The organism is Nocardiopsis moroccensis, from assembly GCF_055763695.1.
In genome coordinates, this window is record NZ_CP199747.1 from 5626198 (window position 1) to 5637814 (window position 11617).

15 protein-coding genes and 3 tRNA genes are annotated in these 11617 nt (G+C 69.5%); 13 read left to right on the plus strand and 5 right to left on the minus strand.

Annotated features, from left to right (window positions below; all coding sequences use genetic code 11):
* Positions 1-39 precede the first annotated feature (39 nt).
* The 6 genes from ACUKCB_RS24870 to ACUKCB_RS24895 all read left to right on the plus strand — a co-directional run bounded on the left by ACUKCB_RS24870 (position 40) and on the right by ACUKCB_RS24895 (position 2699).
* Positions 40-115: transfer RNA gene (locus ACUKCB_RS24870), tRNA-Thr, on the plus strand.
* Positions 116-216: 101 nt separating this feature from the next.
* Positions 217-292: transfer RNA gene (locus ACUKCB_RS24875), tRNA-Met, on the plus strand.
* Positions 293-393: 101 nt separating this feature from the next.
* Positions 394-558 (plus strand): 50S ribosomal protein L33, encoded by a 165-nt coding sequence (gene rpmG / locus ACUKCB_RS24880; protein ID WP_026117477.1) that lies wholly within the window; start codon positions 394-396, stop codon positions 556-558.
* 135 nt (positions 559-693) lie between these two features.
* Entirely contained in the window at positions 694-1137 is a 444-nt protein-coding gene (locus tag ACUKCB_RS24885; protein ID WP_473038007.1) for a MaoC family dehydratase N-terminal domain-containing protein, read from the plus strand.
* A 16-nt stretch (positions 1138-1153) separates the two neighbouring features.
* The gene (locus ACUKCB_RS24890; RefSeq protein WP_473038008.1) at positions 1154-1579 is read left to right on the plus strand and encodes a MaoC family dehydratase; all 426 of its coding nucleotides are present in this window, start codon (positions 1154-1156) and stop codon (positions 1577-1579) included.
* Positions 1580-1622: 43 nt separating this feature from the next.
* The gene (locus ACUKCB_RS24895) at positions 1623-2699 is read left to right on the plus strand and encodes a UDP-N-acetylmuramate dehydrogenase (protein ID WP_473038009.1); all 1077 of its coding nucleotides are present in this window, start codon (positions 1623-1625) and stop codon (positions 2697-2699) included.
* A 90-nt stretch (positions 2700-2789) separates the two neighbouring features.
* Here ACUKCB_RS24895 and ACUKCB_RS24900 read toward each other — a convergent pair whose 3' ends face one another.
* Complete coding sequence (locus ACUKCB_RS24900) at positions 2790-3098, minus strand: hypothetical protein (RefSeq protein WP_473038010.1); 309 nt, start codon at positions 3096-3098, stop codon at positions 2790-2792.
* A gap of 427 nt (positions 3099-3525) precedes the next feature.
* Here ACUKCB_RS24900 and ACUKCB_RS24905 point away from each other — a divergent pair, with 427 nt between their 5' ends.
* Entirely contained in the window at positions 3526-4119 is a 594-nt protein-coding gene (locus ACUKCB_RS24905; protein ID WP_473038011.1) for a TMEM165/GDT1 family protein, read from the plus strand.
* Positions 4120-4222: 103 nt separating this feature from the next.
* On the opposite strand, the gene ACUKCB_RS24910 is transcribed toward ACUKCB_RS24905, so the two are convergent.
* Both ACUKCB_RS24910 and ACUKCB_RS24915 read right to left on the minus strand, forming a co-directional pair.
* Complete coding sequence (locus ACUKCB_RS24910) at positions 4223-4600, minus strand: hypothetical protein (protein WP_473038013.1); 378 nt, start codon at positions 4598-4600, stop codon at positions 4223-4225.
* A gap of 183 nt (positions 4601-4783) precedes the next feature.
* Positions 4784-5392, minus strand: a complete 609-nt coding sequence (locus tag ACUKCB_RS24915; protein ID WP_473038014.1) for a TetR/AcrR family transcriptional regulator — start codon at positions 5390-5392, stop codon at positions 4784-4786.
* 112 nt (positions 5393-5504) lie between these two features.
* On the opposite strand from ACUKCB_RS24915, the gene ACUKCB_RS24920 reads away from it, so the two are divergent.
* Complete coding sequence (locus ACUKCB_RS24920; RefSeq protein ID WP_473038015.1) at positions 5505-5831, plus strand: rhodanese-like domain-containing protein; 327 nt, start codon at positions 5505-5507, stop codon at positions 5829-5831.
* Positions 5832-5952: 121 nt separating this feature from the next.
* On the opposite strand, the gene ACUKCB_RS24925 is transcribed toward ACUKCB_RS24920, so the two are convergent.
* Positions 5953-7002: an adenosine deaminase gene (locus ACUKCB_RS24925; RefSeq protein ID WP_473038016.1), complete on the minus strand. Its 1050-nt coding sequence runs from the start codon at positions 7000-7002 to the stop codon at positions 5953-5955.
* 116 nt (positions 7003-7118) lie between these two features.
* Positions 7119-8327, minus strand: a complete 1209-nt coding sequence (locus tag ACUKCB_RS24930; RefSeq protein ID WP_473038017.1) for a pyridoxal phosphate-dependent aminotransferase — start codon at positions 8325-8327, stop codon at positions 7119-7121.
* Between the two features lie 250 nt (positions 8328-8577).
* On the opposite strand from ACUKCB_RS24930, the gene ACUKCB_RS24935 reads away from it, so the two are divergent.
* The 5 genes from ACUKCB_RS24935 (at position 8578) to rplA (ending at position 11537) form a co-directional block, all read left to right on the plus strand.
* Positions 8578-8650 (plus strand) — tRNA-Trp (locus ACUKCB_RS24935).
* 100 nt (positions 8651-8750) lie between these two features.
* The gene (secE, locus tag ACUKCB_RS24940; protein ID WP_191266703.1) at positions 8751-9005 is read left to right on the plus strand and encodes a preprotein translocase subunit SecE; all 255 of its coding nucleotides are present in this window, start codon (positions 8751-8753) and stop codon (positions 9003-9005) included.
* 200 nt (positions 9006-9205) lie between these two features.
* The gene (gene nusG, locus ACUKCB_RS24945; RefSeq protein ID WP_473038018.1) at positions 9206-10060 is read left to right on the plus strand and encodes a transcription termination/antitermination protein NusG; all 855 of its coding nucleotides are present in this window, start codon (positions 9206-9208) and stop codon (positions 10058-10060) included.
* Between the two features lie 282 nt (positions 10061-10342).
* Positions 10343-10771, plus strand: coding sequence for a 50S ribosomal protein L11 (rplK, locus tag ACUKCB_RS24950; protein ID WP_473038019.1), 429 nt, complete (start codon positions 10343-10345; stop codon positions 10769-10771).
* Between the two features lie 88 nt (positions 10772-10859).
* Positions 10860-11537, plus strand: a complete 678-nt coding sequence (rplA, locus tag ACUKCB_RS24955; RefSeq protein WP_473038020.1) for a 50S ribosomal protein L1 — start codon at positions 10860-10862, stop codon at positions 11535-11537.
* Positions 11538-11617: the final 80 nt, after the last annotated feature.

Below are 11617 nucleotides of genomic sequence, written 5' to 3' on the forward strand. Positions count from 1 at the left end.
CAACGCCCCCGGGGCGGACGAGAGAAAGCCCCACAGCGCGCCCCTTTAGCTCAGTCGGCAGAGCGTCTCCATGGTAAGGAGAAGGTCTACGGTTCGATTCCGTAAAGGGGCTCCACCACTTGATGAGGTTCCGGTCCACTCAGGTGGGTGGCCGGTGGAACGTCACCGGCCTGGGCCGGGAGTGTTCCGAACTGGATCGACTCCCGTCCGATCCGGGGCGGGGTAGCTCAGTCGGTAGAGCAAGCGGCTCATAATCGCTGTGTCGTCGGTTCAAGTCCGGCCCCCGCTACCAACCCGCTGACCCCTGAGACAGAGAACTCAGGGGTCGTCGTGGGTCTGCAGCAGTGTTCAACTGCGCCTAGGTAATGTCTCCAGCGAGAAAGGCACTCCGAAGTGGCTGCCACAGACGTGAGGCCGAAGATCACCCTGGCCTGCCAGGAGTGCAATCACCGGAACTACATCACGCGCAAGAACCGTCGGAACACCCCCGACCGTCTCACGATCAAGAAGTTCTGCCCGAACTGCCGCAAGCACAACGACCACCGCGAGACCCGCTAGGTTCTCGAAGGTCCGTTCGCCCCAGGCGGGGAGCGGTCGGTTTCTCGTAGACTCCAGCCCGGTGAGCCCATCGCTCACCGGGCTTTTGTTATGGCCGGCCCCGTGCGGCCGCACAGTGCACAGGAGAGGCAGAGCGTGGCGATCAACCCTGACTACCTCGGCCGGGAGTACCCCGCGCCCGAGGCCTACGAGGTGACCCGCGGCAAGATCCGCGAGTTCGCCGAGGCGATCAACGACCTCAACCCGGTCTACCTGGACCGGGCCTCGGCCAAGGCCATGGGGTACCCCGACGTCATCGCCCCGCCCACCTTCCCGGTGATCCTCGGGATGGCCGGGTCGGCCCTGGCCATCGCCGACCCCGACCTGGGGGTGGACTTCTCCCGGGTGGTCCACGGCGACCAGAGCTTCCACTACAGCCGCCCGCTCCGCGCGGGTGACGTCCTGACCACTCTTACCCGTATCACCGACATCAAGGCACTGGGCGGCAACGAACTGCTCACCCTGGAGACGGTGGCGGAGGCGGCCGACGGCGAGCACGTGGTGACGGCGGGCATGATGCTCGTCGTCCGGGGTTCCTAGGAAGCGGGGAAGAAAGATGAGCAGGATCAGCCACGCCGACGTCGAGGTCGGAACCCAGATCCCCGAGCGGACCTTCCCGGTCACCCGCCTGGACCTGGTTCGCTACGCGGGTGCCTCGGGTGACTTCAACCCCATCCACTGGAACGAGCGCTTCGCCAAGTCCGTCGGCCTGCCCGACGTGATCGCGCACGGCATGTTCACCATGGCCGAGGCCGGCCGGGTCATCACCGACTGGACCGGTGACCCCGGCAGCCTCGTCGACTACTCGGTGCGCTTCTCCGCCCCCGTGGTGGTGCCCGACGATGATGAGGGTGCCGAGATCACCGTGGCCGGCAAGGTCAAGGCCAAGAACGAGGACGGCACCGTCACGGTGCTGCTGACCGCCCGCTCCGGCGGCGCCAAGGTCCTCGCCAAGGCCTCTGCGGTCGTCCGCCTCCCCTGAGCCGCCCCGCCCCGCGCCCGCGTTCGTTCTCTCCACCAGAGGTATGCCCGTGTCCACGATGCTCGCCGACCACACCACACTCGGCCTGGGCGGCCCCGCCAAGGCCTTTCTCACCGCTGACAGCACCGACGAGCTGGTCCGGCTCGTCACCGGGGCCGACCGGGACGGTGAGCGCGTTCTCGTGCTCGGCGGCGGCAGCAACCTGGTGGTGGCCGACGACGGGTTCCCCGGCACCGTGGTCCTGGTGGCCTCCCAGGGCGTCACGCTGACCGAGGCCGGAACCGACCCGGAGACCGGTGAGGAGGTCGTCCTGCTGCGGGCGGACGCGGGTGTGGAGTGGGATCCCCTGGTCGGCCGGGCCGTCGCGGAGGGCCTCAACGGCATCGAGTTCCTCTCCGGCATCCCCGGCCGGGTGGGGTCCACCCCCATCCAGAACGTCGGCGCCTACGGCCAGGACGTCAGCCAGACCGTCCGGGAGGTGTTGGCCCTGGACCGCACCACCGGTGAACTGGTCACGATGTCCAACGCCGACTGCGGGTTCACCTACCGGGACAGCGTCTTCAAGGGGCGCGACCGGTACGTGGTGTGCGAGGTCGTCTTCGAGCTCCGCAGGGGCGGTCTGAGTCGCCCGGTCCGCTACGCCGAGGTCGCCCGCACCATGGGCGTGGCGGCGGGGGAGCGGGTCCCGCTGGCCCGGGCCCGGGAGGTCGTCCTGGGGCTGCGCCGGGGAAAGGGCATGGTGCTGGACCCGGCCGACCCCGACACCCGCAGCGCTGGTTCCTTCTTCACCAACCCGGTCCTGGCACCGGAGGAGTACGCGGTCTTCCGCGAGCGCGCCGCCGCGCGCCTGGGGGCCGACGCCGAGGTCCCCGGGCACCCCGACCCCGAAGGCAACGTGAAGCTGTCCGCGGCCTGGCTGATCGACCGGGCCGGGTTCGCCAAGGGTTACGGGGCGGGTCCCGCGCGGATCTCCGGCAAGCACACGCTAGCCCTGACCAACCCCGGTGGCGCCAGTACCGCTGACCTGCTGGACCTGGCCCGAGAGGTACGGGCCGGGGTCGAGGAGGCCTTCGGCGTGCGCCTGGTCAACGAACCGGTCATGGTGGGCGTCAGCCTCTAGGGCGGTGATCAGTCCCCGGTGCGGTGACCGTCGGGGCGCACCGGCCGCCCCCGCGCCCCCTGGCCGGGGGCCGTGCCGGGCTCCGGTCGGCTACCAGCCGTGCTTCTCGAGCGCCTGTTCGAACTCCCCGGCCCGGTCCGGGCACATCTGCTCGACACCGACGATCAGCAGTCCGGCGTCGCTGCCCTGATTCATGTAGTCGTCGGTCCAGGCCTGGGGGTCCTCGGTGCCGCAGGCCGACTCGAACGTCTCGGTGACCGAGTCCATGTCCCGGACGTTGACGCCGTAGGCCTCGATGGTTTCGCGGTGCTCGTCCTGGTCGTAGCTGTGTCCTGAACATGCGGCCACGAGGAGTGTTGCCACTACTGCTCCGACGGCTGCTGACGGGTTCCTGCGCATGGGGGACTCTCCTCGGGTGGGGGATGGGAGTGGTCTCTGAAGTGTGACGCATGAGGGGACTCCGGGGTTGACCTGGGGTGTTGCCTGTGATCCCCACCCAGCAGGCACAAAAGGGCGAAGAATTGAGTTGGGTGCGCCAAACACATTTTTCAGGCGAGGTTGCCGAATGAATTCGACAGGGCAATAAATTGCAATGAAAAATGGTTCTGGTAATGTCTTCGGTGTCGAAGGGGAGTAGTCCCCAATCCGCACGGTCGACATACTGGGCCCGGAGCCCCGGCCGTGTGAGCCCGGTCGAGCGCAGCAGAGCGGAGCGCAAGCCCCTCGGTGCCCGGGGCGGACGAGACCTTTGACCCGGTAGGAAACGACCGGGTTGAAGGGGCGTCCTCCGCCTCCTTCTGCCCATCACGGACAGCGGGAGCAGCGCATGTCAGCTTTTATGGTCGGCCTCGGTGTGAGCGCCTTCGCCATCTTCGTCGCCGAAATGGGCGACAAGACCCAACTCGTCGCGATGTCGCTGGCGACCCGCCACCGGGTCCTCACGGTGCTCCTGGGCATCACCGCCGCCACCGCGGCGGTCCATCTGGGCAGCGTCTTCCTGGCCGAGTTCCTCGGTGCCGCGATCCCCACCGACTGGCTCACCCTCACCGCCGGCATCGCGTTCCTGCTCTTCGGTGCCTGGACCCTGCGCGGCGACGAGATGACCGCCAAGGACGAGGAGCGTGCCGCCTCTCGCCGGATCCGCTCGGGCTTCATGACGGTCTTCGTGGTCTTCCTCGTCGCCGAGCTCGGTGACAAGACCATGCTCGCCACCATCACCGTCGGCACGCAGCACCACTGGCTCCCGGTGTGGATCGGTTCCACGATCGGCATGGTCGCCGCCGACGCGATCGCCATCGCCCTGGGGGCCGTACTCGGCAAGAAGCTCCCGGAGAGGGCCATCCAGATCGGGGCCGCGGTGCTGTTCTTCGCCGCGGGCGCGGCCATGCTCGCCCAGGGCGCCTGGATGCTCCTCGCCTGAGCCCTCGCCCCGGTCCCTGCGGTCGCCGGACCTGCAGGGGCCCGGCCGGAGAACGGCGTCCGTTCCGGGCGGGCCCCACACGGTCCCGGGCGGGACTATCCGCTCACCTCGCGCGCTCCGCGTACAGGCGTAGGCGCCCGGCCAGGGCCCTGGTCTCCTCGCTCACGTCAGGGGTGGTCGTCCAGGTCTCCAGGGAGGTCGTGAAGCGCTTCCACTCCTCGTCCCCCGCCTTCTCGGCCATCTTGTCGATGTGCCGCATGGCGACCTGTTCCTCCATGTCCAGGAGTTCAGCCACCTCGATCATGCTCACCGCACCGCTGGCGAGTTCGCCCGCGACCTGCCCCGCGACCTCGCCCGCGGCGCTCCTGATCTCGCGGACCCGCTGGGCGAAGTCCTCGTCCTTCGACATCCTGCGCACCACGTAGGTGGTGACGGCGGCACCGCCCGCCACGACGGCCCAGGCGATGAGGGGAATGGGCATAGGGGCCTCCAGCCACCCGTGCGTCGACCGCTGAGAGGTCGGACGCGCTTCCTCTCCCATGCCCGCCGCACCGCACGGTCACCCCTGCTGACAGCGGCCGGAACCGGCCGGGCAGGCCGGAGGCCGACACGCGCTCCTTCGGTTCCGGGGCTCCCCCGGCCCCTGCGTGCGTCCGCCCCCCCTTCAGGAGGCCTCCGGTGACGAGGGACCGACCAGGGCGTCGACGGCCGAGGCGACCCCCGCGCGGATCCGGTCCCACCCCAGGCCCTGTCTGAGCAGTTCGGCGTTGAGGTCCGCGGCGACCATCCCCAGGAGCAGATGGGCGAGGTGGTCGGGATCGGGCCTGTGCGCGCACAGGCCCGCCAGGTGCCGGTGCCAGAACGCGTAGGCGCCGATGCGGAAGCGGGCGCCCGGCGCGGCGGTCTCCGACAGCCGGACCAGGTCCAGGTGGTCGGCCAGGTAACCCAGGTAGGCGTCGAAGAAGGCCAGGGCCCGCTCGCGTGCGGGCGCCCCGGGCCCCAGGGGCGGACCACCGAAGATGATCGCCTCTTGGAGTTCGCGTTCGCGCTGGTCCAGGAGGGCGGCCACCAGGCCGGACTTGTCGCCGAACCGGCGAAAGACCGTCCCCTTGCCCACACCGGCAGCCTGGGCGACCGCGTCGACGGTCAGGGCCTCCACACCCCCCTCCGCGAAGAGCCGGGCCGCGGCCTCCAGCAGGCGGGTCCGGTTGCGGGCGGCGTCGGCGCGCTCCTGGGGCGGCCGGCGCAGGACCTGGAGCAGTTCGTCGTTCACGGGCACCATCCTACTAGACAAGCGGACTTGAGTCCGGTTAAGCTCGCGGTCATAAGCGGACTTCGGTCCGATTTTTGTGGAGGCCGGGCCACGGTCCGGCAGGGAGAGTGGCATGACAGCGCTGATCAGCCGAGACGAACTCAGGAAGCACATCGACGACGGCACCGTGACCGTCCTGGACGCCCTGGGCGGCGCCTACTACGAGCAGCAGCACCTGCCCGGCGCGCTCCCGCTGACCGCGGACGAGGTCGCGGACAGGGCGGCCGGACTGCTCCCCGACCGGGACGCCCTCATCGCCGTGTACTGCTCCAACCCCGCGTGCGGCAACAGCCAGGCCGTTTCGACCGCCCTGGAGGGACTCGGCTACACCCGGGTCCACAAGTATCGCGAGGGCATCGAGGACTGGGTGGGGGCCGGTCTGCCCGTCGACAAGGGCTGACCCGTCCGGACCGCCGGGGCAGGGTCGGCCGACAGAGCCCCCTGCCCCGCACCGCCGTCGGAACCGGGGCGCGGAAGGAGGAGCACACGGGGCGCCCGCGTCGCCGGTTCGGGGCGCGGGCTCAGCCCTCGACCGGCTCCGGCTCGCCCGCCAGCCAGTCGTCCACCCCGGCCAGCAGTTCCTTCTTCAGGGAGTCGGGAGCACCCGCGCCCCGGACGGACATACGGGCCAGGTCGGCCAACTCGGTGTCGGAGAACCCGAAGACCTCGCGGGCGATCTGGTACTGCTCCACCAGCCTGGGGCCGAACAACAGCGGGTCGTCGGTGCCCAGGGCGATCGGCGCCCCGGCCTGATACAGCCTGCGCAGCGGCACGTGGTCGAGCTCCTCGAACACCCCCAGGCTCACGTTGGAGGTCGGACACACCTCCAGGGTCACCTCCTGGGTGGCGATCCGCTCCAGCAGGTACGGGTCCTCCACGGCCCGGACCCCGTGGCCGATCCGGTCCGCGGCCAGCTCGTCCAGGCACTCGCGCACGCTCCGGGGCCCGTTCAGCTCCCCGCCGTGCGGAGTCGAGAGCAGCCCGGCCCGCCTGGCGATCCGGAACGCCGCCTCGAACTCACGGGCGCGCCCCCGGCGCTCGTCGTTGTTCAACCCGAACGAGACCACGCCCCTGCCCGTGTACTGCCGGGCCAGCCGGGCCAGCGCCCGGGCGTCCAGCGGATGCCTGGTCCGGTTGGCGGCCACCATCAGGCCGATGGACACCCCGGTGTCGCGCTCGGCCACGCGGGCGGCGTCCAGGATCAGTTCCAGGGTCGCGGTCAGCCCGTCGAAGAGCGCCGCGTAGCCGCTGGGGTCGACCTGGATCTCCAGCCAGCGGGAACCGGCGGCTCTCTCGTCCTCGGCCGTCTCCCGCAGCAGGCGGTAGATGTCCTCGGGCTTTCTCAGCACGGACCGGGCGATGTCGTAGAGGCGCTGGAAGCGGAACCAGCCCCGTTCGTCCGTGGCCCTCAGCTTGGGCGGCCACTCCTCGGCCAGGGCCTGGGGCAGGTGCACGCCCCGCTCCGCGGCGAGCTCCACCAGGGTGTCGTGGCGCATCGAGCCGGTGAAGTGCAGGTGCAGATGTGCTTTGGGCAGCCGGTCCAGTCGGCGAGCGGTGGTCGGTGTCTCCATGACGTAAGCCTGCCGCATGAAGGGCACCCATCGCGCCGGGAATGGCCAACACCACATGAGACGAACGCGCCCCGGGACGATGACCCGGGGCGCGTTCGTCGTCGACAGGGGCGGGGCTACTTCGCCTCGGCCAACAGCTTCTGGATACGGCTCACTCCCTCGGCCAGGTCCTCGTCGCTGAGTGCGTAGGACAGGCGCAGGTAGCCGGGGGTGCCGAAGGCCTCACCGGGCACCACGGCGACCTCGGCCTCCTCCAGGATGACCTCGGCGAGCTCGGTGGAGGTCTGCGGCTTGCGTCCGCGGATCTCCTTGCCCAGGACGCCCTTCACCGACGGGTAGGCGTAGAACGCGCCCTCGGGAACGGGGCAGAGGACGCCGTCGATCTCGTTGAGCATCCGCACGATGGTCCTGCGGCGGCGGTCGAAGGCCTTCTTCATCTCCTCGACCGCGGTGAGGTCGCCGGAGACGGCGGCCAGGGCGGCGGCCTGCGACACGTTCGCGACGTTCGAGGTGGCGTGCGACTGGAGGTTGCTCGCCGCCTTGACGACGTCCTTCGGGCCGATGATCCACCCCACGCGCCAGCCGGTCATCGCGTACGTCTTGGCGACGCCGTTGACGATGACGGTGCGGTCCGCGATCTCGGGGACCTCGACGGGCAGCGAGGAGAACTCGGCGTCGCCGTAGACCAGGTGCTCGTAGATCTCGTCGGTCAGCACCCACAGGCCGTGCTCGTCGGCCCAGCGGCCGATGGCGCGGACCTGCTCGCGCGGGTAGACGGCACCGGTCGGGTTCGACGGGGAGACGAACACCAGCACCTTGGTGCGGTCGGTGCGCGCGGCCTCGAGCTGCTCGACGTTGGCCATGTAGCCGGTGCTCTCGTCGGTCACGACGAAGACCGGGACACCGCCGGCGAGCTTGATCGACTCGGGGTAGGTGGTCCAGTACGGGGCGATGACGATGACCTCGTCACCCGGGTCCAGCATGGCGGCGAAGGCCTCGTAGATGGCCTGCTTCCCGCCGTTGGTCACCAGGACCTGGGCCGGCTCCACCTCGTAACCGGAGTCGCGCCTGGTCTTCTCCGCGATGGCCTTCTTCAGCTCGGGAAGACCGCCGGCGGGGGTGTAGCGGTGGAAGCGCGGCTCACGGGCCGCGGCCACCGCGGCCTCGACGATGTAGTCGGGGGTCGGGAAGTCCGGTTCACCCGCGCCGAAGCCGATGACGGGACGGCCCTCCGCCTTCATGGCCTTGGCCTTGGCGTCCACCGCGAGGGTGGCGGACTCGGAGATGGCGCTGATACGTGCAGAGATACGGGGTCGGTCAGTCATGCTCCTATGTTGTCATGTGTGCTCCGGGGCCGGTGGCGGGGGAAGGCCCCGGTCCGCCGGACGAGGTTCCCGGAGGGTGCCGGGCCCGGAGCCCGGACACCCGGTCGGGCCTGCGGTCAACGGTTTGGCCAGAGCGGCGTGGAGGGCGTACACTCGTTCGCGTCGGTTCGTCGTTATGCAGGTGTCACACCACTGAGGGTGTGCGACAGCACTCAGAACCGGCTATGGTGGGGAGCGCAGTTTCCGCTCAAGGGCAGTGGCTCAATTGGCAGAGCACCGGTCTCCAAAACCGGCGGTTGGGGGTTCGAGTCCCTCCTGCCCTGCAAGTCCGCACGTGGTACGGGGTGGCGTTCATCGTCGCCCCGCCACGGAGACAACGGAACTACGGGGATACGAAGCAGCCCGCGACCCTAAGGACCCCAGGTGACTCAGACTGACGCCGACGCCAAGCCCGACAAGGAGCCGAAGCGTCGTACCGGTCCGGTGACGTTCACCAAGCAGGTCGTCGGAGAACTGCGCAAGGTCCGCTGGCCCACGCGCAAGGAACTCGTCACCTACACCATCGTCGTGTTGGTGTTCGTCGTGATCGTCCTCGCTTATGTCTCCCTTCTCGACTTCGCCTTCGGCGAGGCCGTGACCTGGCTCTACAGCACCTTCGGCCGTCCCGCGGGCGCCTAGGAGCCCCCAGACCGCGCCTCCGGGAACCCCGCGGGTTCCCTTGGCGGTGGCCCGTTTTCGCGGCCACCCCGCCCCCGCTCGTCCGCGCGTTGGTCCCGCGTCGCCCGGAAAGACCGTAAGCTGGCAGAACTGGGTTCGACGCACGGCCTGTTCGGTGTGCGTCGCACGCACTAGCGAATCCGACGAGAGAAAGAGCAGCCGTGTCCGAGTCCCCACTGACCTCTGACGACTTCCCCGAAGAGGAGCCGGATCAGTCGTCGGCGGAAGAGACCGGCCTGGCGGGCGAGCTGTCCGAGGAAACGGTCGAGCAGACCGACGCCGACAGCCCGGAGCTGGCCGAAGAGGCCGCTGAGAGCACCGACGAGGCCGCTGACGCCGAGGCCGACGACGCTGAGGCTGCCGACGGAACCGAATCCGACGAAGCCGAGGCCGAGCCCGAGCTGCCCCGCCTCGACCCCGTCGAGGAGTACAAGAACGAGCTCGTCCTGCTGCCCGGCGACTGGTACGTCGTGCACACCTACGCGGGTTACGAGAAGCGGGTCAAGGCCAACGTCGAGAGCCGCACCCAGTCCCTCAACATGGAGGAGTACATCTTCCAGGTCGAGGTGCCCGAGCACGAGGTCACCGAGGTCAAGAGCGGCAAGCGCCAGCAGGTCACCGAGAAGGTCCTGCCCGGCTACGTCCTGGTCCGCATGGACCTGACCGACGAGTCCTGGTCGGCCATCCGCAACACCCCCGGTGTCACCGGTTTCGTGGGCCTGTCCAACAAGCCCGCCCCGCTGAGCCTCACCGAGGTGGCCAAGCTCCTGGCCCCCGAGCCGGAGGAGGAGCCGGAGCAGACCCAGCAGGTCAAGGGTTCCGGCGGCGGCGAGGCCCGCTCCGACGTGGCCTACGACGTCGGCGAGTCCGTCACGGTCATGGAGGGTCCGTTCGCGACCCTGCCCGCCACCGTCAGCGAGATCAACGCCGACACCCAGAAGCTCAAGGTGCTGGTGTCGATCTTCGGCCGTGAGACCCCGGTGGAGCTCTCCTTCAACCAGGTCGCCAAGATCTGACCCCGTGGGGTCTTCCCCACAACCCGCCCGGACCACTGTCCGGGCGACGTAGACTTGGTGGGTCCGCCCCGTGATGGGCGGACCCACTGTCGCGTGCCTCGCCCAGGCGGGACACGCTCCGGCCCGTCCGGTCCCGACGGGCCGTGACTCCGCGCCCGGGTACCCCGTACCCGAACGCGGGCAGCCTCCTTCGGCAGCGGTTCCGCCGTGGTCCCGTGACCCCGCGGTGCCGTCAGGGAGGCAGGGGCCGGCACACAACGCAGATCAGGCAAAGGACCCGATATGCCTCCGAAGAAGAAACTTGCCGCACTCGTCAAGGTGCAGCTCCCCGCCGGTCAGGCGACCCCGGCGCCGCCCGTCGGTACCGCCCTCGGTCCGCACGGCGTCAACATCATGGACTTCTGCAAGCAGTACAACGCTGCTACGGAGGCCCAGCGCGGCAGCGTCATCCCCGTCGAGATCTCCATCTACGAGGACCGCTCCTTCAGCTTCATCACCAAGACGCCCCCGGCGCCGAAGCTGATCCTCAAGGCCGCCGGTCTGGACAAGGCCGCCACCGACCCGGGCCGCACCACCGCCGGTTCGATCAGCGCCGACCAGGTCCGTGAGATCGCGCAGACCAAGCTGCCCGACCTCAACACCGACGACATCGAGGCCGCGGCCAAGATCGTCACCGGTACCGCCCGCTCGATGGGCATCGAGGTCAAGTAGCTCCCCCTCGGGGCCGCTCGACGGCAAGAACCACAGTGGCAGGGCCAGGCGCTGGCCCTAGGACCACACGTTCCCTTAGGAGAACAGCGTGAAGCGCAGCAAGAACCACCGCAAAGCCGAGAACCTGGTGGACCGCGACCGGCTCTACAGCCCCGCCGAGGCCGTGAAGCTGGCCAAGGAGACCACCAAGGTCAAGTTCGACGCGACCGTCGAGGTCGCCCTGCGCCTGGGCGTCGACCCGCGCAAGGCCGACCAGATGGTCCGCGGCACCGTGAACCTGCCGAACGGCACCGGCAAGACCGCTCGGGTCCTGGTCTTCGCGACCGGTGAGCGTGCCGAGCAGGCTCGTGCCGCTGGCGCCGACATCGTCGGTGACGACGAGCTGGTAGAGAGGGTCCAGAACGGCTTCCTCGACTTCGACGCCGTCGTGGCCACCCCGGACCTCATGGGCAAGGTCGGCCGCCTCGGCCGCGTGCTCGGTCCGCGCGGCCTCATGCCCAACCCCAAGACGGGCACCGTCACCCCGGACGTGGCCAAGGCCGTGACCGACATCAAGGGCGGCAAGATCGAGTTCCGCGTGGACCGCCACGGGAACCTGCACTTCATCATCGGCAAGGTCTCCTTCGAGGAGCCCAAGCTGCTGGAGAACTACAAGGCCGCGATCGACGAGGTCAACCGCCTCAAGCCGTCCGCCGCCAAGGGTCGCTACATCAAGAAGGCCGTGGTCACCACCACGATGGGTCCGAGCATTCCGCTCGAGGCCTGACACGCCTGCTTGATCCTGCGGGCCCCGGCCCCGACCGCCGCCGTCCCCGGACGGCGAGCCGGCGGGCCGGGGCCTTCCTG

Coding starts and splice junctions, on each gene's coding strand:
- ACUKCB_RS24890 (WP_473038008.1), top strand. CDS start 1,154: ATGAGCAGGATCAGCCACGCCGACGTCGAGGTCGGAACCCAGATCCCC.
- ACUKCB_RS24895 (WP_473038009.1), top strand. CDS start 1,623: ATGCCCGTGTCCACGATGCTCGCCGACCACACCACACTCGGCCTGGGC.
- ACUKCB_RS24900 (WP_473038010.1), bottom strand. CDS start 3,098: ATGCGCAGGAACCCGTCAGCAGCCGTCGGAGCAGTAGTGGCAACACTC.
- ACUKCB_RS24905 (WP_473038011.1), top strand. CDS start 3,526: ATGTCAGCTTTTATGGTCGGCCTCGGTGTGAGCGCCTTCGCCATCTTC.
- ACUKCB_RS24910 (WP_473038013.1), bottom strand. CDS start 4,600: ATGCCCATTCCCCTCATCGCCTGGGCCGTCGTGGCGGGCGGTGCCGCC.
- ACUKCB_RS24920 (WP_473038015.1), top strand. CDS start 5,505: ATGACAGCGCTGATCAGCCGAGACGAACTCAGGAAGCACATCGACGAC.
- ACUKCB_RS24925 (WP_473038016.1), bottom strand. CDS start 7,002: ATGGAGACACCGACCACCGCTCGCCGACTGGACCGGCTGCCCAAAGCA.
- ACUKCB_RS24930 (WP_473038017.1), bottom strand. CDS start 8,327: ATGACTGACCGACCCCGTATCTCTGCACGTATCAGCGCCATCTCCGAG.
- rplK (WP_473038019.1), top strand. CDS start 10,343: ATGCCTCCGAAGAAGAAACTTGCCGCACTCGTCAAGGTGCAGCTCCCC.